General features: G+C 71.5%; 20 protein-coding genes. 12 read left to right on the top strand and 8 right to left on the bottom strand.

Going from position 1 to position 22556, the window contains the following annotated elements; translation table 11 throughout:
* Nucleotides 1-54: 54 nt before the first annotated feature.
* Together FHU36_RS41815 and FHU36_RS41810 are read left to right on the top strand one after the other, a co-directional pair.
* Entirely contained in the window at nucleotides 55-1761 is a 1707-nt protein-coding gene (locus FHU36_RS41815; protein ID WP_312892205.1) for an ABC transporter ATP-binding protein, read from the top strand.
* Nucleotides 1762-1810: 49 nt separating this feature from the next.
* The gene (locus FHU36_RS41810; protein WP_185089611.1) at nucleotides 1811-2644 is read left to right on the top strand and encodes a MurR/RpiR family transcriptional regulator; all 834 of its coding nucleotides are present in this window, start codon (nucleotides 1811-1813) and stop codon (nucleotides 2642-2644) included.
* 2 nt (nucleotides 2645-2646) lie between these two features.
* Here the strand turns inward: FHU36_RS41810 and FHU36_RS41805 are convergent, their stop codons facing one another.
* The 3 genes from FHU36_RS41805 to FHU36_RS41795 are packed head-to-tail and all read right to left on the bottom strand — an operon-like array spanning nucleotide 2647 to nucleotide 4888.
* Nucleotides 2647-3393: an ABC transporter permease gene (locus FHU36_RS41805; RefSeq protein ID WP_185089610.1), complete on the bottom strand. Its 747-nt coding sequence runs from the start codon at nucleotides 3391-3393 to the stop codon at nucleotides 2647-2649.
* On the bottom strand, nucleotides 3390-4343 hold the full coding sequence (locus tag FHU36_RS41800; protein ID WP_221497317.1) for an ATP-binding cassette domain-containing protein: 954 nt from the start codon (nucleotides 4341-4343) through the stop codon (nucleotides 3390-3392). The genes FHU36_RS41805 and FHU36_RS41800 overlap by 4 nt, the downstream gene beginning before the upstream one ends.
* An 11-nt stretch (nucleotides 4344-4354) precedes the next feature.
* Nucleotides 4355-4888, bottom strand: a complete 534-nt coding sequence (locus tag FHU36_RS41795; RefSeq protein WP_185089609.1) for a PadR family transcriptional regulator — start codon at nucleotides 4886-4888, stop codon at nucleotides 4355-4357.
* Between the two features lie 54 nt (nucleotides 4889-4942).
* Between FHU36_RS41795 and FHU36_RS41790 the strand changes: the two genes are divergently transcribed.
* The 10 genes from FHU36_RS41790 (at nucleotide 4943) to FHU36_RS41745 (ending at nucleotide 16469) form a co-directional block, all read left to right on the top strand.
* On the top strand, nucleotides 4943-5629 hold the full coding sequence (locus tag FHU36_RS41790) for an SDR family oxidoreductase (protein WP_185089608.1): 687 nt from the start codon (nucleotides 4943-4945) through the stop codon (nucleotides 5627-5629).
* Between the two features lie 151 nt (nucleotides 5630-5780).
* A complete protein-coding gene (locus tag FHU36_RS41785; protein WP_185089607.1) occupies nucleotides 5781-6722 on the top strand; it encodes a sigma-70 family RNA polymerase sigma factor in 942 nt (313 codons plus the stop codon).
* Nucleotides 6723-7060: 338 nt separating this feature from the next.
* Nucleotides 7061-8371, top strand: a complete 1311-nt coding sequence (locus tag FHU36_RS41780) for an ammonium transporter (RefSeq protein ID WP_185089606.1) — start codon at nucleotides 7061-7063, stop codon at nucleotides 8369-8371.
* Entirely contained in the window at nucleotides 8368-8706 is a 339-nt protein-coding gene (locus FHU36_RS41775; RefSeq protein WP_185089605.1) for a P-II family nitrogen regulator, read from the top strand. Before FHU36_RS41780 ends, FHU36_RS41775 begins: the two co-directional genes overlap by 4 nt.
* 13 nt (nucleotides 8707-8719) lie before the next feature.
* On the top strand, nucleotides 8720-10969 hold the full coding sequence (locus FHU36_RS41770) for a [protein-PII] uridylyltransferase (RefSeq protein ID WP_185089761.1): 2250 nt from the start codon (nucleotides 8720-8722) through the stop codon (nucleotides 10967-10969).
* Nucleotides 10970-11104: 135 nt separating this feature from the next.
* Nucleotides 11105-14104 carry a sensor histidine kinase gene (locus FHU36_RS41765; protein ID WP_185089604.1) on the top strand — a complete coding sequence of 1000 codons (3000 nt, stop codon included), beginning with the start codon at nucleotides 11105-11107 and terminating at the stop codon, nucleotides 14102-14104.
* A 25-nt stretch (nucleotides 14105-14129) separates the two neighbouring features.
* Nucleotides 14130-14552, top strand: a complete 423-nt coding sequence (locus FHU36_RS41760; protein ID WP_113700549.1) for a roadblock/LC7 domain-containing protein — start codon at nucleotides 14130-14132, stop codon at nucleotides 14550-14552.
* Between the two features lie 26 nt (nucleotides 14553-14578).
* Nucleotides 14579-14941: a DUF742 domain-containing protein gene (locus FHU36_RS41755; RefSeq protein WP_101790383.1), complete on the top strand. Its 363-nt coding sequence runs from the start codon at nucleotides 14579-14581 to the stop codon at nucleotides 14939-14941.
* On the top strand, nucleotides 14922-15500 hold the full coding sequence (locus FHU36_RS41750; protein WP_185089603.1) for a GTP-binding protein: 579 nt from the start codon (nucleotides 14922-14924) through the stop codon (nucleotides 15498-15500). The genes FHU36_RS41755 and FHU36_RS41750 overlap by 20 nt, the downstream gene beginning before the upstream one ends.
* 114 nt (nucleotides 15501-15614) lie before the next feature.
* Nucleotides 15615-16469, top strand: coding sequence for a hypothetical protein (locus FHU36_RS41745; protein ID WP_185089602.1), 855 nt, complete (start codon nucleotides 15615-15617; stop codon nucleotides 16467-16469).
* A 49-nt stretch (nucleotides 16470-16518) separates the two neighbouring features.
* On the opposite strand, the gene FHU36_RS41740 is transcribed toward FHU36_RS41745, so the two are convergent.
* From FHU36_RS41740 to FHU36_RS41720, 5 genes are read right to left on the bottom strand one after another with little or no spacing between them, the layout of a single operon-like run.
* A complete protein-coding gene (locus FHU36_RS41740) occupies nucleotides 16519-17316 on the bottom strand; it encodes a TetR/AcrR family transcriptional regulator (protein WP_312892204.1) in 798 nt (265 codons plus the stop codon).
* 32 nt (nucleotides 17317-17348) lie between these two features.
* Complete coding sequence (locus tag FHU36_RS41735; protein WP_185089600.1) at nucleotides 17349-18281, bottom strand: ABC transporter substrate-binding protein; 933 nt, start codon at nucleotides 18279-18281, stop codon at nucleotides 17349-17351.
* A 51-nt stretch (nucleotides 18282-18332) separates the two neighbouring features.
* Complete coding sequence (locus FHU36_RS41730; protein WP_185089599.1) at nucleotides 18333-19298, bottom strand: ABC transporter substrate-binding protein; 966 nt, start codon at nucleotides 19296-19298, stop codon at nucleotides 18333-18335.
* The gene (locus tag FHU36_RS41725; RefSeq protein WP_185089598.1) at nucleotides 19298-21229 is read right to left on the bottom strand and encodes an ABC transporter permease; all 1932 of its coding nucleotides are present in this window, start codon (nucleotides 21227-21229) and stop codon (nucleotides 19298-19300) included. The genes FHU36_RS41730 and FHU36_RS41725 overlap by 1 nt, the downstream gene beginning before the upstream one ends.
* Nucleotides 21226-22299 carry a quaternary amine ABC transporter ATP-binding protein gene (locus tag FHU36_RS41720; protein WP_312892203.1) on the bottom strand — a complete coding sequence of 358 codons (1074 nt, stop codon included), beginning with the start codon at nucleotides 22297-22299 and terminating at the stop codon, nucleotides 21226-21228. The genes FHU36_RS41725 and FHU36_RS41720 overlap by 4 nt, the downstream gene beginning before the upstream one ends.
* Nucleotides 22300-22556: the final 257 nt, after the last annotated feature.

Below are 22556 nucleotides of genomic sequence, written 5' to 3'. Positions count from 1 at the left end.
ATCGCGCGCCGCCGTTCGTTGGCGTTGTCGGAGCACCTCTGGAGAGGAAAACTGGTGATCAAGGACTTACTCGCCTACATCCGCCCGCACCGGCGGATCCTGGTGATCGGTGGGCTGCTGGGCCTGATCGGGTCCATCGCGGGGCTCGCGATGCCGCTGCTGGCCAAGTACGTCGTGGACGCCTTCGGCCAGGACCGGTCGATGGCCGGGCCGCTCATCGGGCTCAGCGTGGCCGTCCTGGTCGGCGCGGTGGTCTCGGCCGGCGGCAACTATCTGATGGAGCGCACCGGCGAGGGCATCGTGCTCGGCGCCCGGCGCAGGCTGGTGGACCGCATGCTCCGGCTCAAGGTGGCGGACGTGGACCGGCTCAAGCCCGGCGACCTGATGTCCCGGGTCACCGGCGACACTACCCTGCTGCGCTCCGTGCTCACCAACGGCATCGTCAACTCGATCGGCTCGGCGTTCATGCTGGTCGGCGCCATCGTCATGATGGCCACCATGGACGGCGTGCTGCTGCTGGTCACGCTGCTCGTGGTGGTCGTCATCGGCGGTATGACCGGGCTGATCATGCCGCGGATCCAGCGGGCCCAGCAGGACGCCCAGGAGGCCGTGGGCGAGATGGGCGCGGTGCTCGACCGGGCCCTGCAGGCGTACCGGACGGTCAAGGCGAGCGGGGCCGAGGAGCGCGAGATCGGCGTCGTCGCCGGCGCGGCCGAGCGCGCCCGCGACCGCGGCCTGCAGGTCGCCGGCTGGACGTCGCTGGCCGGGGTGGCGACGTGGATGGCGGTGCAGATCGCGTTCCTGTGCGTGCTGGGCGTGGGCGGCGCGCGCGTCGCCTCCGGCACGCTGGAGGTCTCGTCGCTCATCGCGTTCCTGCTGTACCTGTTCTACCTGGTCGCGCCCATCGGGCAGCTCGTCGAGGGCGCCGTCCAGCTCCAGCAGGGCCTGGCCGCCGTCAAGCGCATCAAGGAGATCGAGGACCTGCCCGCCGAGCCCGTCGCGGTCCCGGCCTCCTCCACCGCCGAGCCGGTCGGCGTGCGGTTCGAGGACGTGGCCTTCCGGTACGGCGACGACCGGCCGGCCGTCCACCACGGGGTGAGCTTCGAGGTGCCGCCCGGCGGCCTGACCGCCCTCGTGGGCCCGTCCGGCGCCGGCAAGTCCACCGTGTTCGCCCTGCTCGAACGCTTCTACGAGCACCAGGAGGGCACGATCACGGTCGGCGGCCGCGACATCCGCGACTGGCCGCTCGGCGACCTGCGCGCCGCGCTCGGCTACGTCGAGCAGGACGCGCCCGTGCTCGCCGGCACCCTGCGGGAGAACCTCCTGTTCGCCGCCCAGGACGCCACCGAGGAGGACCTGCGGCGCGCCATCACCCGCACCCGCCTCGACGACCTCGTGGCCCGGCTGCCCGAGGGGCTCGACACGGCCGTCGGCCACCGCGGCGTGCTGCTGTCGGGCGGTGAGCGGCAGCGGGTCGCCATCGCCAGGGCGTTGCTGCGCAAGCCCCGGCTGCTGCTGCTGGACGAGGCGACCTCGCAGCTCGACGCGGTCAACGAGCTGCGGCTGCGCGAGGTGATCGCCGAGGTGGCCACCGAGACGACCGTGCTGGTCATCGCCCACCGCCTGTCGACCGTGACGAACGCCGACCGCATCGTCGTCATGGAAGGGGGCGGCGTGCGCGCCGTGGGCACGCACGACGAGCTGGTCGGGCACGACGACCTCTACCGTGAGCTGGCCGCCACCCAGTTCCTCGTGTCCTGACATGTGGGACGGGGGATGACGAAGCGGGGGGAGGGACGTTAGATGTGGCGTGACAGGCGGATACCACAGCGGGCTCGACGGGTTGCTCGACGGCCGGAGGTTGTCGCCCGTGCAGCGGCGGATCGCCGGCTACCTGTCCGACCACCTCGACGAGGCCATCTTCCTGTCCAGCGTCGAGCTGGCCGAACGGGCCGGCGTGAGCCAGCCGTCGGTGACCCGGTTCGCGGTCGTGCTGGGCTTCGCCGGCTACCCCGAGCTGCGGCAGGCGCTGCGGCCGCTGGTGCTGGGCGGCGCGCCCGACAGGTCGCACGAGAGCCTGCTGCGGGGCGCCGTGGACGACGAGATCCGCGGCCTGACCCGGCTGCGCGAGCGGCTGGCGGCGCTGCCGCTGAAGGAACTGGGCGAGGCGCTGGCCGCCACCGAGCCGCTGCCCGTGATCGGGCTGCTGGCCTCCAGCGGGCTGGCGACCACCCTCGCCCACTTCGCCCGGCGCATCCATCCCGACGTGCGGCTGCTGACCCACGGCGGCTGCGAGCTGTCCGACGCGCTGCACGCGGCCCGCCGGTCGGGGGCCGAGTGGGTGGTGGCGGTGGTGCTGCCCCGCTACCCCGCCGACGCGGTGCGCGCCCTGGAGTACGCCGCGAAGCTGGGGCTGAAGACGGCGGTCATCACCGATCGGCCCGACTTCCCGGCGGAGGTGGTGCTCGACGCGCCCGTCGGCGACCGGCCGGTGTCGACCGCGCAGGCGGCGCCGCTGGTCCTGGCCATGGCGCTGGTGGAGGCCATGGCCGAGGCGGCGCCGCTGCGCACCCGGGCGCGGCTGGAGGAGTGGGAACGGATGACCGGTGAGACCGGGACGTTCGCGCCCGTGGACCGCCGGTAGCCCTACCCGGCCAGCCGGCGCAGCGAGCGCACCGACCAGGTCACCGTCAGCGCGGCCAGCACCAGCATGACGGCGAACGCCACCGGGATCGAGGAGTCGGTCAGGTCGCCGGCGAACAGCGCCCGACCCGCCACCACCGGGTGGTACATCGGGTTGAGGACGGCCACCCGCTGCATCCACTCCGGAGCCAGCGTCATCGGCAGCAGGGCGCCCGACAGCAGCATGATCGGCAGGGCGAAGAACTGCATGATCTGCGCCATGCCGTTCTCGTCGCGCAGCGACAGCGCCAGGCCGTAGCCGATGCCGGAGGCGAACAGGCCGGTCACGGCGATGAGCAGCACCGTGATCGCGACTCCCGGCAGGCTGGCCCGCATGCCCATCGCCAGCGCGATGAGCACCACCGCGACCGACTGGAGCACCAGCACGACGCCGTCGCGCAGGGTGCGCCCGAGCACGATCGACGGGCGCCAGGCCGGGCTGACCGCGACGCGCTCCAGCACACCGCTGCGCAGCTCGTAGATCATGCCGTAGCCGACGCCGATCGAGCCGAACAGGGCGGTGATCACCAGCATGCCCGGCGTGAACGCCGTCAGCATGTCGGCCGTCGACTGCCCCGCCGACCCGGCCACCAGCGGGCCGAACAGCAGGAGGTAGACCACCGGCTGGACGATGCCGAACAGCGGCCAGACGGGGTTGCGGAAGGTGTTGCGCAGCTCGTAGCCCAGGAAGAGGGCCGTGTGGCCGATCACGCGGCGGCTCCCGCGTCGCGAAGGGACCGGCCGGTCTTGGCCAGGAAGACGTCGTCGAGCGTGGACCGGTCGAGCGCGATCGAGGTGAGCGAGAGGCCCTCCTCCTCCAGCGCCCGCAGCAGCGCGGGCAGCGTCCGTTCCCCGTCGTCCACGTACACGCGCAGCACCTCGTCGTCGAGGCGGGTCTCCCGCGCGTACGGTTTGAGCGTCTCGGCGGCCCGGACGGGCTCGTCCACCCGGAGCGTGACCACGTCGCCCGAGACCTCGCGCTTGAGCTCGCCCGCAGTGCCCTGGGCCACCACCTGGCCGTGGTCCACGATCGCCAGCCGGTCGCACAGCGCGTCGGCCTCGTCGAGGTAGTGGGTGCTGAGCAGCACGCTGGTGCCCAGCTCGCGCAACTGCCGGATGCGGTTCCAGAGGTTGGCCCGGTTCTGCGGGTCGAGGCCGGTGGTCGGCTCGTCGAGGAACAGCAGCGGCGGGCTGTGCACCAGGCCGAGCGCGATGGCCACCCGCCGTTTCTGGCCGCCCGACAGCGTGCGGCCCGGCCGGTCGGCCATCTCGGTCAGCTCGAACCGCTCCAGCACCTCGGCCGTGGCCCGCGCGGGGTCGGCCACGCCGTGGATGCGGGCGGCCATGGTGACCTGGGCGCGGGGCGTGGTGTTCTCCTCGACCCCGCCGGCCTGGCTGACGTAGCCGAGGTGGCGGCGCACCCCGCCCGGGTCTTTCAGCAGGTCGTGGCCGGCGACGGTGGCCGTGCCGGCGTCGGGGACGATCAGCGTGGCGAGCATCCTGATCGTGGTGGTCTTGCCGGCGCCGTTCGGGCCGAGGACGCCGAAGATCTCGCCCTTGTCCACCTCCAGGTCCACGCCGCGCACGGCCTCGACGGTCTGCGTGCCCTTCCTGCCGCGGGTGGTGAACGTCTTGCGTAAGCCATGGGCGTCGATGATCAATGTGTGCTCCTTCAGGGGAGTTCGCCTGCCTCCACCTGGGTGACCGCGTGCTCCGCCCAGGCGAGCTGGGCGGCGAACATGGCGGCCATCAGGCGGAGGTTCTCGTCGATGTGCCGGGGGGCGCCGTAGCGCTGCTTGGCGCCGTAGGCGTGCTCGATCAGGGTGATCTGCCGCCGGAGCTCCTGGATCCTGCCGTACAGCGCCGGGACGAGCTCCTCGGAGCTCAGCCGGTCCATGTACGTGAGCGCGACCTGGAAGGGGTCGACGACGGGCCTGACCTCGTGCCAGGAGATCAGCAGGTTGCGGTGGAACTCCTCGCGGCCCGTCTCGGTGATCTCGTAGACGGTCTTGCCGCCCTTGCCGCTCTCGACCACGGTGAGCAGGCCCTCGTCGGCCATCTTGGACAGCCCGTGGTAGATCGAGCCGAAGGCCACGCTGGCCCAGCCGTCGGCGCCCATCACCTCCAGCCGCCTGCGCACCTGATAACCGTTCATCGGCCCGTCGAGCAGCGTGCCGAGGATGAGAAGCCTGGTCGAGGAAGACATAGTCAAATTTGTACTCAAACTTGAGTGCAGCCGTCAAGGTCCTACACTGATCTCATGACCGCACGGCCCACCGCGTTGATCACCGGAGCTTCCAGGGGCGTGGGCGAGGCCGTCGCGCGAGCGCTGGCGCCGACCCACGACGTCCTGCTCGGCGGCCGCGACGAAAGTGCCCTGACCCGCCTGGCGGGCGAGCTGCCCGGCGCCCGGCCCTGGCCGGTCGAGCTGACCGGGGTCACCGAGGCCGACGTCGAAGGCGTCGATCGGCTCGACGTGCTGGTGCACAGCGCGGGGGTGGCCCCGCTCGGCCGGATCGCCGACTCCACGGCCGCGGCGTGGCGCACGGCGATGGAGGTCAACGTCGTCGCGGTCGCCGAGCTCACCCGGTTGCTGCTGCCCGCGCTGCGGACGGCCGGCGGCCACGTGGTGTGCGTCAACTCGGGCCAGGGGCAGCGCGCCGGCGCCGGCTGGGGCCCCTACTCGGCCAGCAAGTTCGCGCTGCGCGCCTTCGCCGACGCGCTGCGCCTGGAGGAGCCCCGGCTCCGGGTGACGAGCCTCTACCCCGGCCGGATCGGCACCGACATGCAGCGCGGGGTGCGCGAGCACGAGGGCGGGGCGTACGAACCCGACCGCTATCTGCGGTCCGAGAGCGTCGCCCGCGCCGTGCTGGCGGCCGTCAACGCCGGCCCCGACGCCCACCTGACCGAGCTCACCCTGCGGCCCGCAGAGGGTCCCGTCAGCTGATCCGGCGCCGCCGCCTGCGGCTTCACCCCGGCCTCCTCCTTGAGGAGGACCTCCAGAACCGTCCGCTGGTCGTACCCCTTTAGGGAATCTTTGCATCGGTCCGGACGTTGGCCGGATATAGAACGCAGCTGCGGAACGAGGTGCGCTGGGGATGGCAAGGCCTACGGGGAGTCGCGCGCAGGAGCAGCACGTCGCCGAGCGCGATCTGCTGGGGACCTATCTGGCCGAGATCGGCAGGGTCCCGCTGCTCACGGCGGAGGAAGAAGTCGAGCTGGCCAAGCGGATAGAGGCCGGGCTCTTCGCCGAGCAGCTTCTCGACCGCGGCGGCTCCGAGCCGCGCTTCGGTGACGCGGCCGACGAGGAGCTGGAACGCCTGGCCGTCTCCGGCCGGCGGGCGAAGGACGAGTTCATCCAGGCCAACCTGCGCCTGGTCGTGGCGGTGGCACGGAAGTACTCCGGCCGGGGGATGCCGCTGATCGACCTGGTCCAGGAGGGCAACCTGGGGCTGGTCCGGGCCGTGGAGAAGTTCGACTACAAGCGGGGTTACAAGTTCTCGACGTACGCCACGTGGTGGATCAGGCAGTCGGTCGGCCGGGCCATCCACGAGCAGGCGCGGCCGGTGCGGCTGCCCACCCATGCCGGTGAGCAGATGACCAGGCTGATGCGGGTGCGCCGCGACCTGCTGGCCGAGTTCGACGCCGAGCCCACCGACCACGACCTCGCGGCGATTCTCGAGCTGCCGATCGAGCGGGTGCGCGAGCTGCGCCGCTGGGCCTCCGACCCGGTGTCACTGCAGCTCGGCGTGGGCGACGAGGACGAGACCGAGCTGGGCGACATGATCGCCGACGAGACCTGGGCCGACCCGGAGCAGCAGGCGATCGACATCCTGGAGCGCGAGCGGCTCGACGAGTGGCTCACCGACCTGGAGGGCGACACCCGCGACATGTTGCGCTGGCGCTACGGGCTGGTGGACGGGCGCGAGCACACGCTCACGGAGGTGGGCGAGCGCTACGGCATCGGCCGCGACCGGGCCCGCCGCATCGAGCGTGACGCGCTGGCGCGGCTGCGCCGCATGGCCACCGCCGCCGCCTGACCGCTTCGGGTTCCTGACCGCTTCGGGCCCCCCGAACGACGCCTCCGCCGTCCGACCGCTTCCCGCGGCCGGGCGGCGGATCGGTCGTTCAGGGGGCCCGACGTGATCTGGAGCCGGTCCGGCCGCCCGCACAGGACGTGCGCGCGCCGCTCGTAACCCCCCTCCGGGACCATGGCCACGGCGGTCTCTCGTGTCCGGAATACAAGGTGTGAATGGTCCGAAACACCGGCGAAACACCTGCCCGGCGAGATTCACCAACGTGAAACACACCTGGTCGAGCCACGAAACCGTGGGCGAACACGCTGTGGCCACACGTCATATGTAAGGAGGGTCGCGTCGTGAAGATCGATAGCGGCACGACTGCCTGGATGCTCACGGCCACCGCGTTGGTGCTGTTGATGACTCCGGGCCTCGCGTTCTTCTACGGGGGCATGACCAGGGCCAAGAGCGTCCTGAACATGATGATGATGTCGTTCGTCGCCATCATCACGGTGTCCATCACCTGGGTCCTGTACGGGCACTCGCTCACGTTCAGCGACAACCCGATGTCCTGGCTCAACAACTTCGTCGGCGGCTTCGAGCACTTCGGGCTCCAGAGCCTGGTGGACACGGCCACGAAGGACGACGGCACGGGCATGCCCAGCCTGATCTTCTCGGCCTTCCAGCTGACGTTCGCCATCATCACCGTCGCCCTGATCAGCGGCGCGATCGCGGACCGGGCCAAGTTCGGCGCCTGGGTGCTGTTCACCGTCGTCTGGGCGACGCTCGTCTACTTCCCGGTCGCCCACTGGGTCTGGGGCACCGGCTGGCTGAACACCCTCGGCATCGAGGACTTCGCCGGCGGCACGGTGGTCCACATCAACGCCGGCGCCGCCGCGCTCGCCCTGGCGCTCGTGCTGGGCAAGCGGCAGGGCTGGCGCAAGGAGCCGATGCGGCCGCACAACCTCACCCTGGTCCTGCTCGGCGCCGGTCTGCTGTGGTTCGGCTGGTTCGGCTTCAACGCCGGCTCGGAGCTGGCGGTCGACGGCACGGCGGCCCTGGCGTTCATGAACACGCAGATCGCCACCGCCGCTGCGGCCGGCGCCTGGCTCCTGGTCGAGAAGATGCGCGACGGCCACGCCACCACCCTCGGCGTCGCCTCCGGCGCGGTCGCCGGTCTGGTCGCCATCACCCCGGCCTGTGGCTTCGTCGACCCCTGGGCGGCCATCGTCATCGGCCTGCTCGCCGGTGTGGCCTGTGCCTACGCCGTCGGCCTGAAGTACAAGTTCGACTACGACGACTCGCTCGACGTGGTCGGCGTCCACATGGTCGGCGGTCTCGTCGGTGCGGTGGCGCTGGGCTTCCTCGCCCGCTACCCGTTCCTCGAGCAGCAGAACGAGGGCCTGTTCTACGGCGGCGGGTTCACCCAGCTCGGTCTGCAGGTGCTCGGTCCGGTCGCGGTGGGCGTCTATTCGTTCGTCGTGACCTGGGTGATCGCCAAGATCATCGACAAGGTGATGGGCTTCCGGATCCCGGCCGAGGAAGAGGTCACCGGCGTCGACATCACCACCCACGCCGAGACCGGTTACGACCTCGGCACGGTGCACGCCTCCGGCGTGACCTCCGCGAACGGTTCCGTCGCCCCGGCAGCCAAGAAGGTGGACGCATGAGGCTCATCACCGCGGTCATCAAGCCCTTCAAGCTCGATGACGTCAAGGCAGCGCTCGAACAGTTCGGCATCAAGGGCATGACCGTCAGCGAGGCCAGCGGCTACGGCCGCCAGCGCGGCCACACCGAGGTCTACCGGGGCGCCGAGTACCAGGTGGACCTGGTGCCCAAGGTCCGGCTGGAGGTCCTGGCGGAGGAGGACGACGCCGAGGACGTCATCGACGTCATCGTCAAGGCCGCCCAGACCGGCAAGATCGGCGACGGCAAGGTCTGGTCGGTGCCGGTGGACTCCGTGGTCCGGGTCCGCACCGGCGAACGCGGCCCCGACGCCCTGTAGCCGAAGACGTCAGATCACATCGAGGCGAGGGGAAGCCTTGAGGGGAGAATCACGCTCGTACGCCGCCGCCCGGAAGGAGCGGGCGGCGGACACCGACCGGTGGCTCAAGGACCTCTTCCGCACGGCGAGCGACGGCGACCACGTCTCCCTGGTCGCCGTCGGCAGCCTGGGGCGCGGCGAACTCGCCCCCGGCAGCGACCTTGACCTGGTCCTGCTCCACAACGGCCGTGACGACGTGGGCAGGATCGCCGATCGCATCTGGTACCCCGTCTGGGACTCCGGAGTCGGCCTCGACCACTCGGTGCGGACCGTGGACGAGGCCGTGACGGTCGCCCGCGACGACCTCAAGGCGGTGCTCGGCCTCATCCAGGCCAGGCACGTGGCGGGCGATCCCGATCTGACCCGCAAGGCCAGGGAAGCGGTGCTCGCCGAGTGGCGGGCCGACTCCCGGCGCCGGCTCGGCGAGCTGCGCGACGCGGCCGACAAGCGGGCGCAGACCAGCGGCGAGCTGGCCTTCCTCCTCGAACCCGACCTCAAGGACGGCCGTGGCGGCCTGCGCGACGTGCAGGCCATGCAGGCGGTGGCGGCGGCCTGGGTGGCCTCGGCGCCCGGCCCGCGGGCCCGTGAGGCCTACGAGTTCATCCTCGACGTGCGGCACGCCCTGCACGTCGTCACCGGCCGGGGCACCGACCGGCTCGTCCTGCAGGAGCAGGACGCGGTCGCCGGCCTGCTCGGGCTGCTCGACGCCGAGGCGCTGATGCGCCGGCTCGCCGAGGCCGGCCGGACGATCTCCCACGCGTTCGACGCCACCTGGCGCACGGTTGACAGGCTCGTGTCAGGACCGGCCCCCCGAGGGCGTCGTCCGCTGGCCGACGGGATCGTCGAGCACGGCGGCGAGGTGGTGCTCGCCCGCGGTGCCGACCCCCGCAAGGACCCACTGCTGGTGCTGCGCGCCGCCGCGGCCGCGGCCGAGTCGGGGCTGCCTCTCGCGCCCGCCACGGTGTCCGTCCTCGCTGCTCAGTCGCCCCCGCTGCCCGTGCCGTGGCCCGACGAGGCCCGCGGCCTGCTGGTGTCGATCCTCGGCGCCGGCCGCGCCGCCGTGCCGGTGTGGGAGGAGCTCGACCAGGCGGGCATCCTTGTCAAGTTGCTCCCTGACTGGGAGCGCGTACGGCACCGCCCGCAGCGCAACCCGATCCACCGTTTCACCGTCGACCGGCACCTGGTCGAGGCCGCCGCGAACGCCGCCGGCCACACCCGCGACGTCTCGCGCCCCGACCTGCTGCTGATCGGCGCGCTGCTGCACGACATCGGCAAGGGCTGGCCCGGCGACCACTCGGCCACGGGCGAGGTCGTGGTCCGCGACATCGGCGTCCGCATCGGCCTGTCTCCCGCGGACGTGGAGGTCCTGGCCACGGTCGTCCGCCACCACCTCCTGCTGCCCGAGACGGCGACCCGCCGCGACCTGGACGACCCGGTCACCATCGAGAAGGTCGCCGGCACGGTCGGCTCGCGCGAGGTGCTCGACCTGCTGGCGGCCCTGGCCGTCGCCGACGGCAACGCCACCGGCCCGGCCGCGTGGAACGCCTGGAAGGCCGGGCTCGTCGCCGACCTGGTGCGCCGTGTGCGGTCCGTGCTGTCCGGCTCGCCGCCGCCCAGACCGCCCACGCTCTCGCCGGAGCAGGCCGCGCTGGCCCGGCACGGCGGCGGCGCCGTGCGCGTCAACGGCGGAGCGGTCACGGTCGTCGCCCCCGACCGGATCGGCCTGCTGTGGAGCGCCGCCGGGGTGCTGGCCGCCCACCGGCTGATCGTCCGCTCCGCGGCGTCGGCCTCGGCCGGTTCCACGGCGGTGATCGAGTTCTCGGTCGTCCCCGAGTACGGTTCGCCGCCGGATCCCGCCACGCTGGAGGCGGACCTGCGCCTGGTCCTTGCTGGACGTCTTGACATCGAGCAGCGCCTGGCGCGGCGCGCGAGGTCCGCCAGGCCCCCTCGCGTACCGGTCGCTCCACCCCGTGTGACGTTGGTGGATGACGCCTCGGCCACCGCCACCGTGGTCGAAGTCAGGGCCCATGACAGGCCGGGGCTGCTGTGGCGCATCGGACGGGCGTTCGGCGAGTGCGGTCTTGACGTGAGAGCTGCTCGCGTGGAGACTCTCGGCGCGGAGGCGGTGGACGTCTTCTACGTGGTGGACCGCGCCGGACGCCCCCTCAGCGACGACGCGCAGCGGGCCCAGGTCCGCGATCAGGTTCTTGCAGCGTTGCGGTAGCCCAACACACGACGGGCGGTGGCATATGTAACGATTGTGCCCGGTTTGGCGTAATTAGTCTGACGCTGCGAGTACCTTGTGGACGTCCTTGGGTCTGATGGGACGAATCGGGATGATTGAGGGGTAGCGGGAGCAGTGACAACGGGGATCTCGGAGAGCGGCACACCCGCCGAGCGGGACCGTGCGAAGCGGTCACTGTCACGGCTGGGGCTGCGCAACTGGCGCGTAAGGTGGCGCCTGACCGCGCTCATCCTCGTTCCCACCGTCGTTTGCGTCGCGCTCGGGGGAGCGCGCGTGGTCGGCTCGGTGCAGAGCATCGAGGACTACGACCGCACGACGCGCGCCGCCCAGCAGGCGGAGCGGATCCGCGACCTGGTCCAGGCGCTCGGCCTGGAGCGCGACACCGGCGGCTGGCTCGATGCCGCGCGCAACCTGCGCAAGCGGCTCGCCAAGCCCTACGCCGAGCGCAAGGCCGCGGTGGACGAGCTGGCCACGAAGGTGCGGGCCGACCTCGACACGATGGACGAGTCCTACGGCTCGCGCGTGCAGGAGGTCGTCAAGCGGACGCGGCTCGACCTCAACCAGCTCGGCAGGACCCGCGGCGAGGGCCAGCGCGACACCACCCGCTACGACTCCGTGCTCGACACGCTGCTCCGGCTGCACGACGAGCTGGGCCTCCTCAGCGAGGACCCGCAGATCATCGGCCAGTTCAGGGCGCTGAGCGCGATCGCCCGCGCGAAGGAGGAGGTGTCCCGGCAGCGCGTCCAGCTGCTCAAGGGCTACTACAACTCCGCCAGCGTGGACGCCAAGGAGGTGGAGCGCTTCATCGCCTCCAACGCCTCCCAGCGCGCCGCGATCGCCACCGTCGGCCTGGAGGCCGGCCCGCAGGTCGGCATGAAGCTCCAGAAGGAGCTGACCATCCCGCAGTACTACAACACCGAGCTGACCAAGTCGCGCGCCATCACGCTGGCCAGCGGCAAGGCGCCCGGCGTCCGGCTGAGGCAGGACCTGCTCGCCAGCACCGACGCCAAGGTCACCCCGCCCGATCAGTGGTTCACCGACAACGCCACCACCATCAACGCCCTGCACAAGGTCGAGAGGGAGATCAGCGGCGCCCTGGCCCTGCGCGGCGGCGAGCTGCGCGACGCCGAGATCCGCGCCGCGGTCATCGCCGGAGCCCTGATCCTGGCGCTGCTGCTCCTCGTGCTGCTGCTGACCGTCGCCATCGCCCGCTCCATGGTCACGCCGCTGCGCCGCCTGCGCACCGAGGCTCTGGAGGTCGCCGGGTTCCGCCTGCCCGACGTGGTGCGCCAGCTGCGCCTGTCCGGCGACTCGGTGCCCGAGATCCGGCCCATCGACGTCGAGGGCAACGACGAGATCGGCGAGGTCGCCCGCGCCTTCGACCAGGTGCACCGGCAGGCCGTCCGGCTCGCCGGCGAGGAGGCGGAGCTGCGCAGCAACATCAGCTCCATGTTCGTCAACCTCTCGCGGCGCACCCAGACGCTGGTGGAACGGCAGATCTCGCTCATCGACGGCCTGGAGAAGGGCGAGCAGGACGGCGGCCGGCTGGCCGACCTGTTCAAGCTCGACCACCTGGCCACCCGCATGCGCCGCAACTCCGAGAACCTCCTGGTCCTCGCCGGGCACGAGCCCTCCCGCCGGCGCAGCCAGCCCGCCAAGCTCGTCGACGTGGTGCGCGCCTCCCTGTCGGAGGTCGAGGGCTACGAGCGCGTCCAGGTCAAGGTGCACCGTGGCACCTCGGTGCTCGGCAGCGTCGCCAACGACCTCGTGCACCTGGTGGCCGAGCTGGTCGAGAACGCCCTGCAGTTCTCCCCGAGCAACGCGCCCGTCGTGGTGACGAGCAGCCTCGTCGACGGGGGCGGCGCGCTGCTGTCGGTGACCGACGCGGGCATCAGCATGACCGAGGAGGAGCTGGGCGAGGCCAACCGCCGCCTGGCCGAGCCGCCCGTGGTCGACGTCTCCGTCTCCCGCCGGATGGGCCTGTTCGTGGTCGGCCGCCTGGCGCTGCGCCATGGCATCCGCGTCCAGCTCCGCAAGGGCAACGCCAACGGCCTGGTCGCCATGGTGCTGCTGCCTCCGGCGCTCGTCACCGACGGGAGCCAGAAGCCGCTGCCGCAGCGGCCCGCCTTCGGCGGTTCGGCCGCGGCCACGCCGCAGGCGGGCGGGCCCGGTGGGGTGCCGGTGCAGAACGGCACGTTCCGCTCGTTCAACAGCCTCGACTCCTTCGGGTCCCGCGGCGCCGCCCGCGGCGGCCCGCCCGCCGCCGGTGCCGGCACGGGATCCGCCGCCGATCCGCTCAACGGTCCCGCCATCGGCCCTGCCACCGGTCCGGCGGTCGCGCCCGGCGCCGGGGCGAACGGCGCCGGCGGGACCGGCGGCGCGAACGGCGTCGGCGGCGCCAACGGGCCGGGACCCGGACGCAACGGCGCGCCGCGCTTCACGGCCGACACGGACGGCGGCGCCTTCCGGCAGCAGTCGCTCGACACCGGCGGCTACCCGTCGTACCCGAGCCCGTCCTACCCCAGCACGGACCGCCCCGGCTTCCCGTCGTACCCGAGCACCGAGTCCGGCGGCTTCCAGACCCCGCCGCCCGCCTCGCCGCCCGCCGGGCCCCCCACGCCGTCGTTCAGCACGGCCGAGGTGCGCCGGCCCGACCCGCACCCGTCGGTGGACGTCTCGCCCATGGACTCCGGTGAGGAGTATCTGCCGATCTTCGCCTCGGTGGAGTCGGCGTGGTTCCGCAGGCCACCCGGCGAGCAGGCGCCCGCCCCGGCCGCGTCGGCCGCGAACCAGGGTGAGGCCACGCCCGCGCAAGCCGTACCCTCTGGGGAGGAAGCATGGCGAACCGCCGCTGACGCCGGCTGGCGTGCGGCGGCGGCCGCCAGCGACCCCAGTCTCGGCGGCATCACCGCCGCCGGGCTGCCCAAGCGCACCCCCAAGGCCAACCTGGTGCCCGGCACGGCGAGCCCGTCGAGCGCCCAGCCGCAGCGGCAGGCGCAGCGGGCTCCGGCTCCGCCGGTGTCCGCCGAGCGCATGCGCAGCAGGATGGCCAGCTACCAGCAGGGAGTGCGGCGCGGGCGTGCGGAAGTACGCGAACAGGAGGAACGAGAGTGAGCGAGCGTCCTGCCAGGGAGGGCGAGTGACAACCCTTAGCCACGAGGCGCATCGGTTCGACTGGCTGATCACCGACTTCGTGCGCAACACGCCCGGGGTCGCGCACGCGGTCGTCGTCTCCGCCGATGGCCTGTGCCTGGCGAGCTCCGAGGGCTTCCCGCCGGACCGGGCCGACCAGCTCGCCGCGGTGTCGGCCGGTCTGCTGAGCCTGACCGTGGGCGCGTCCCGCGTGTTCGAGGGCGGCGCCGTGACGCAGACCGTCGTCGAGATGCAGCGCGGTCTGCTCATCGTGATGGCGATCAGCGACGGCTCGGTGATCACCGTGCTGGCCGCGCCCGACTGCGACATGGGCCTCGTGGCCTACCAGATGACCCTGCTGGTGGACCGTGCCGGGCAGGTCTTGACGCCCGCCCTGCGGGCGGAGCTGCAGGCGGCAAGGACTCGGTGATGCAATGACACTGATGGGAGTGGGTCGTGTACGGCGTTGACGGGACCGGGGACGACGAGCCCCTGTTCCGTCCGTACGCGGTGACCGGCGGCCGATCCGAGCCGCGCTACCACCTGGCGATGGAGACGCTGATCTCGTCCATGTCGATCCCGGACGACGAGATGGCCCTGCTCACCCCCGAGCAGGAGGCCATCATGCAGCTCTGCCGCACGTTCCGGTCGGTCGCCGAGATCTCGGCCTTGCTCCGTGTCCCGCTGGGCGTGGCGCGGGTGCTGGTGGCGGACATGTCCGACGAAGGGCTTGTCCGCCTGCACCAGCCACGCCTCAGCCAGGGACAGCCAGACCTCAACATGCTCGAAAGGGTGCTCAGTGGACTTCGCAGGCTCTAGCGCCGGCCTCACGTCGACGAAGATCGTCGTCGCGGGCGGGTTCGGCGTCGGCAAGACGACGTTCGTGGGGGCGGTGTCGGAGATCCTGCCGCTGACCACGGAGGCCGTCATGACCGACGCGTCCGCGGGCATCGACGATCTCGGCATGACTCCCAACAAGCAGACGACGACCGTCGCCATGGACTTCGGCCGGCTGTCCCTGGACCGTGACCTGATCCTCTACCTGTTCGGCACGCCCGGGCAGCACCGGTTCTGGTTCATGTGGGACGACCTCGTCCGCGGCGCGATCGGCGCCGTGGTGCTGCTCGACACGCGGCGGCTGGCCGACAGCTTCCCCGCGATCGACTACTTCGAGGAGGCCAAGCTGCCGTTCGTGGTCGGCGTGAACGGCTGGGACGGGCAGTTCCCGCACTCGGAGAACGAGGTGCGCGAGGCGCTGGCCCTGCCGGCGCACGTGCCGATCGTGCAGACCGACGCGCGCAACCGCGAGTCGGTGAAGGCGACGCTGATCTCGCTGGTCGAGCACGTCGTCCGGCTGCGCGCCGCGCCCGTTTCGTAGCACTTAGTCACCTATGTCCTGAGAGGCGGGCGAATCTCGGGAAATGGGCGGATTGGCGAGGATGATCACACTACGCTGCTAGGCCCTGCCCGTGATGAGGGGAGTAGCCGCATCGTGGTGATCGCACTTGCCGTGTCCGCCGCCGTCGTCGTCGGCGTGCTCGTGTGGTGGTTGCGCCGTGGCCCGCGCCGTGCAGGGGCGGCGGAGGAACGCGCCGAGGCCCCGGCGGAGTGGGGCTGGGACGCCCGCCTCGCGCCCGAGGCCAGGATCGCGTTCATGGAGGGCCTGCGGGCCTGCTCCGACGACACCGGGCCGGTGCGCGCCGGCCGGGAACAGGGTGTGCTGACCACCTACGACCCGCCGCGCCTCATCTCGCTGCACCTGCTGGCCGACCGTTTCGCGGCCCGGGGCGAGGAGGGGCTGCACGATCCCGAGGGCACGCTCACGGAGCTGATCGCCAAGTGCGCGGCCGTGGAACAGCCGGGGGTGCTCCACCTGCGCACGGACTGGCTGACCGGCATGGTCGACGGCATGGACCAGCCGCACTTCGCCGAGGCCGTACGGGGGATCGTCTGCCCGGAGCAGGCGACCGGCCTCGGCGCGTGGACGGTGGACGAGCGGATCGGCGCGCTGCGGCTCACGATCGCGCCCGCACCCGCCGCCGAGCCCGCGTCCGCCGAGCCCGCCTCCGCCGAGCCCGCGTCCGATGAGCCCGCCTCCGGCAGGGTCGTCACCCCGGGGGCCGAGGGGGAGGAGGCCAACACGATGATGCTGGACCTGGCGCGCATCCTGGACCGCTACCGGGAGGCGCGGGCCGAGCAGCCGGGGGCGACGGCGGAGGCGCTGCTGCGGACCGTGGTCTCGCACGTGATCGCGGGCGGCGGCCCCGGCGTGACCTGGGCCTACCCGCCCAGCCCCCGGCAGCACCGCACCGCGCTCATGGCGGCCACCTCCCCAGAGCCCCGCTGAGCCGCCACAGGCGCGTTCAGGAGGCACAGGCCGCCACGCGGGCCCCCGTCTACCCCGAATGCCCGGTGCGGCGGTGTATGAGGGCCTCGATGCCGTCCAGGAGGCGTTCCAGGCCGAACTCGAAGGTGCGCTCGGCGCTGTAGGCGCCGCCGAGGGCCTCGCCGGCGGCCTGGCCCACCCGGGAGGCCGTGGGATAGCGGGCGGTGTCGCCGATCCGGCCGAGGAACGGCGCGTGCGCGGCCCACCACTGCTCGTCGGACATCCCGGTCTGGCTCTCGGCCTGCGACGCCTCCACCGCCCCCCGGGCCGTGCCGTGCACGAACCCGGTCACCAGGGTGATCACCTGGTCCATCTCCACGTCGGTCAGCCCGATGCCGTCGATCGCCCGCAGCTCGGCGTCGTACTTGGCCGTGACGTTCGGCCCCAGCACCGGCCGGCTCGTCGCGACCTGCAACAGCCACGGGTGGCGCCGGTAGAGAGCCCAGTTCGCGCGGGCGATGTGCCTCAGCCGTTCGCGCCAGTCGCCGGACACCTCCTCCGGCTCGTCCTGCTCACCGTCGACGGTGCCGTAGACGGTGCCGTAGACGGTGTCGAGCATGACGTCGAGCAGCTCCGGCTTGCCGGGCACGTACGTGTAGAGCGACATCGTGCCCACGCCGAGCCGCTCGGCCACGCGGCGCATGGACAGCGCCTGGAGCCCGTCGGCGTCGGCCACCTCGATCGCGGCGCGCACGATGCGGTCGACGCTGAGATCCGGTTTGCCCTTGCGGCTGGTCCGCTCCCTGGTGCGCCAGAGCAGCGCCAGGCTGCGGGCGGGGTCCCCCTTGCCGCTGTACTCGATGGTCACCCTCGTACGGTACACCGTACGGTCAGGTGGGGTCAGCGTGGGATCCAGTCCTTCCACACGATCTTGTTCTCGTTGACCCATCGCTCGGCGGCCTGCTCGGGGGTGAGGTTGTTGTTGACCATGTCGCTGGCGACCGCGTTCTGGTTGTCGTTGGTCCAGGTGAAGTTGCGGACCAGCTCGTAGGCCTTGCCGCCCTTCTCGGCGAACGACCGGCTCACGATCTTGTCGAGAAGGTAGGGTGGGTAGTCGCAGGCGATCTTCGCCGGCTGGGCGTCACAGCCGACGGCGTACGGCGGAAGGTTGATCTTGACGAGTCTGACCTTCGCGAACAGCCACTGCGGCTCGTAGAAATACATCAGCAGGGGCTTCTTGTTCTTGGTCGCGTCCTGCGCGGCCTTGATCAACGCGGCTTCGCTGCCGGAGTAGACGACCTTGTAATCGAGGCCGAGGTTCTTGACGAGGGTCTCGTCGTTGGTCACGAACGTGGGGTCGCCGGCAAGGAACTGGCCGGCCTGCCCGGACTTGTCGGTGCGGAACAGCGCGGCGTACTTATTCAGGTTCCGCCAGTTGGTGATGTCCGGATATTTCTTGACCATCCACTCCGGGACGTACCAGCCGATCACGCCTTTGTTCCCGGTGAGACCCGCCGAGAGCGCGACCTTCTTCTCCTCGATGAACTTCTGTTTGAGCGCGGGATGACCCCAGTTCTCGACGATGACGTCGACGTCGCCGCTCTCGAAGTCCGCCCAGGAGTCGTCCTCCTTCATCTCCCGCTTGCGCACCTCGTAGCCGAGCTCGCGCTCCAGCAGGTGGGCCAGCACGGCGGCCTGGGCGGCGTAGCCGTCCCAGGCGTGCACGTCGATCTTGACCACCTTCGTGGTCCGGGGGACGGGCGCGGGCTCCTCGCCGGAGCAGGCCGTCAGCATGAGGACCGCCGCGAGCGGTGCCAGGAGTGTCTTTCGCATGGGGGTCTCCGGGGGCCGGGCCCCGCCCCAGCGGAGCCCGGTCGAGGGGGGTTACTTCGGGATCCAGGCCTGCCATGTGGCGGGGTTGGCCTCGACCCACTTCTTCGCGGCCTGCTCACCGGTCATGCCGTTGTTGGTCATGTCGTCGGCGACCGCGTTCTGGTCCTCGTTGGTCCAGCTGAAGTTCTTCACCAGCTCGTAGGCCTTGCCGCCGCTCTGCGCGAACTTCGTGCTCACGATCTTGTCGAGGTCCATCTCGGCGTAGTCGCAGGCTACCTTCTTGGGGTCGGCGTCGCAGCCCTCGGTGTACGGGGGCAGGTTGACCCGGACCAGCTCGGTCTTGCTGAAGAGCCAGTGCGGGTCCCAGAAGTAGAACAGCAGCGGCTTCTTCTGCTCCTGCGCCTGCTGCGCCGCCTTGATCAGCGCAGCCTCGCTGCCGCCGGTGACGACCTTGAGGTCCAGCTTCAGGTTCTTGATCAGCGCGTCCTCGTTGCTCACGTACGACGGGTCGCCGAACAGGAGCTGACCCTTGTCTCCCGACTCCGAGGTTTTGAACAGGTGGGCGTACTTGTTGAGGTTCTTGTGGTCGGTGATGCCGGGATACTCGTCGGCCATCCACTTGGGGATGTACCAGCCGATGACGCCCTTGTTGCCGGTCGAGCCCGCCTCCTGGGCGGTCTTCTTCTCCTCGATGAACGTCTTCTTCAGGTCGGGGTGACCCCAGTTCTCGATGATGACGTCCACGTCGCCGGTCTCGAAGCCCTCCCAGGCGAGCTGTTCCTTGATCTCGGGTAACTCCACGGTGTAGCCGAGCTCGTTCTTCAGCAGGTAGGCCACCACGTTGGCGCTGGCCTCGTACCCGACCCAGGGGTTGATCGCGATCTTCACGGTCCCGCCTCCGGACGCGCTCGCGGCGGGCGGCGAGGCGGCGGACGTGGGCGTGTCCTCCACCTTGGCGCCGCCGCATCCGGCGGCGAGTCCAAGGGCGAGCAGGCCTGCGAGCAGGCGAATCTTCATCAGGACATCCTTCGGTGGGGGGAGGGACGCCTGTCGGCGCCCTGCGTGATGCGGTCGAGCATGATGCCGAGCAGGACGATCGCCACTCCCGCGGCGAAGCCCATGCCGAAGTCGGTGCGCTGGGAGAAACCGGAGACCACGTCGTAGCCGAGCGCCCCGCCGCCGACGAGCGCGCCGAGCACGACCATGGCGAGGGTGAGCACGATGCCCTGGTTGGCGGCCAGCAGGATCGACTCGCGGGCCATCGGGAGCTGCACCTTGCGCAGCAGCTGGCCGGGCGTGGAGCCCGCCGACAGCGCGGCCTCGACCACCGTGGGCGGCACCCCGCGGATGCCCTCCTCGACCAGCCGGACCACGGGCGGCGCCGCGTAGATCACCGAGGCGAAGATCGCGGTGAACTTGGTGGGCCCGAACAGCGCCAACGCGGGCAGCAGGTAGACGAACGACGGCAGGGTCTGGGCCGCGTCCAGCAGCGGCCGCTGCACGGCCGAGAAGCGCGGCGAGCGGGCCGCCGCCACGCCCAGCACGAGGCCGACGCCGAGCACGGCCAGCACGGCGACGACCACCATGGACAGCGTGACCATGCTGTGCTCCCACAGGCCCAGCAGCGCGATCGCCAGCAGGCAGCCGAGCGCCGTGAGCGCCGGCCGCAGCCCGCTCGCCCACCAGGCGACCAGCGCGACGGCGGCGGCCACCAGCCACCACGGCGCCGAGGTGAGCAGGCCCTGCAGCGGGTTGAGCACGATCTCGCTCGTCACGTTCTTGACCGACTCGGTGACGTCGTACCAGGTGGTCTCGGCCCACCGCACCGCGTCGTTGACCGGGCCGGCCATCGGCAGCACCCAGCCGGCCGGCCACTGGGCGGGCAGGACGTACGTCAGCCCGACCCCCGCCGCCGCGAGCACGGTGGCGCCCGCCACCCGCGCACGGCCGAGGCCCCGCCCGGACGGGAGCCGCCCGTCGCCGCCCCGCCCCCGCGCCGCGGCCATCGTGGTCCGGTCCAACACCACCGCCATGACGACGATCGCCAGCCCGGCGGGGAGCATGATGCCGACGTTCTGGCGCGACAGGCCGCGGATGATGTCGGAGCCCAGGCCGGGCGCGGAGATGAGGTTGGCGATGACCACCATCGACAGCGCCATCATGATGGTCTGGTTGACCGCCAGCGTCATCGTCGAGCGGGCCAGCGGCAGGTGCACCTTGCGCAGCGTCTGCCAGCCTGTCGCGCCGAGCGAGGCGGACGCCTCGACGGCGGTGGGGGAGACCTGGTCGATGGCCAGCGCCGTGATGCGGATGGCCGGCGGGATCGCGTAGATCATGGTGGCGATCGCGCCCGCGGGCGCGCCGATCTGGAAGAACAGCACCATCGGCGCCAGGTAGGCGAACGTCGGCATGATCTGCATGACGTCCAGCACCGGGTTGAGCGCCCGGCGCAGCCGGGGCGAGCGCCCCGCCCACACGCCCAGCGGCAGACCGGCCAGCAGCGACAGCAGCACCGCCGTGCCGACCAGGGCGAGCGTGTCCACGCTCGACTCCCACACGCCCAGCATGCCGAACCCGGCGAAGCCGGCCACGCCCAGCAGGCCGACCCGCCAGCCGCCGGCCGCCCAGCCCACGGCGCCCATGAGACCGATCAGTCCCGGCCAGCCGAGCCCGTGCAGCGCTCCGGCGAAGGCGACGTAGATCGAGCCGACCAGCAGGCGGACGTAGTTGACGAAGTAGAGGAAGAGCGGGCTGGAGTTCTTGTTGGCGTCCACCCTCTCGCGCAGCTCGGTGATCGCCACGAACGGCGCGGCCTCGTCGTCGTGGGGCAGCGTCGCCGTGCCGCGGAAGGCCAGGTAGGCGACGGCGAACAGGACGGCGACCCCGGCGGGTGCGGCCCACCTCGGCAGGTGCGGGCGGGAGGGGGTGGAGACGGCCGCGGTGCTCATGCGCTCGCCCGGACCTGACCGGTGTCCGTGCCGTGGTCCGAGACGCCTGACAGGAAGGTGAGCAGGTCCACCCGGTCCACCACCCCCGCCAGCCGGTCGCCGTCGACGACCCTGATGGGGCGGGAGGAGGCCGAGGCCGCGGCGATGGCGTCCTTGACCAGCGTGGCGGCGGGCAGTTCGGGGCCGTCGAGCGGTTCGCCGGGCTCGGGGTCGCGGCAGATCCAGCGCAGCGTCAGCACGTGGCTGCGGGGCACGTCGCGGACGAAGTCGGCCACGTAGTCGTCGGCGGGGGCGCCGACGAGCTCCTCCGGGGTGCCGACCTGCACGATCCGCCCGTCCCGCATGATCGCGATGCGCTCGCCCAGCTTGAGCGCCTCCGACAGGTCATGGGTGATGAAGACCATGGTCTTGCCGACCTCGCGGTGCAGCCGGATCACCTCGGCCTGCATGTCGCGGCGGATCAGCGGGTCGAGCGCGCTGAACGGCTCGTCGAACAGCATGACGCGGGGATCGACGGCCAGCGCCCTGGCCAGGCCGACCCGCTGCTGCATGCCGCCGGAGAGCTGGTCGGGGTAGGACCCGGCGTGGCCGTCGAGGCCGACGAGCGACAGGATCTCCGCGGCCCTGGCGTGCCGGGCCGCCCTGGCCATGCCCTGGATCTCCAGGCCGTAGGCGACGTTGTCGATCACCCGCCGGTGCGGCAGCAGGCCGAAGTGCTGGAACACCATGCTGACCTGGTGGCGCCGGATGTCGCGTAACCGCGCGGGGGAGGCCTGGCCGATGTCCTCGCCGTCGATCCTGATCCGCCCGGCCGTCGGCTCGATCAGCCGGATGAGGCAGCGGACCAGGGTCGACTTGCCGCTGCCCGACAGGCCCATGACCACGAACACCTCGCCGGGCCGCACGGTGAAGCCGACGTCCCTGACGGCGGCGGTGCAGCCGGTCCTCTCGCGCAGCGCGGCGGGGTCGAGGAACCTGTCCTCGCGTTCCAGCACCCGTTCCGCCTTCGGGCCGAAGATCTTCCACAGCCCGTCGACCTCGATGGCCGCACTGTCGGGAGAATCCCCCACACTCGCCTCCTCGTTGATCGGGGCTCAACATATGGGGTGGATAACGCAAATCTCAACGCCGTGACTCTCCCGCGACCCTCCCGCTTCACCCGTGTTATCGGACAACCGTATTTATCCGCCCAGAGAGGGAGGGCAACGGCTTTCCTCGCCGCTCCCAGCGGCAAAGTGATCAAGAAGGTGGAGCTCCAACCTTGGATGCCTGCGAGACGCCAGTTAACTTTTGTCACTTTTTGATCCTTGGCTGAAGCGGGAGGAAT

Source organism: Nonomuraea muscovyensis, assembly GCF_014207745.1.
GTDB lineage: Bacteria > Actinomycetota > Actinomycetes > Streptosporangiales > Streptosporangiaceae > Nonomuraea > Nonomuraea muscovyensis.
The sequence above is the reverse complement of the archived record's forward strand: the minus strand, read 5'-3'. Positions and strand labels throughout refer to the sequence as shown.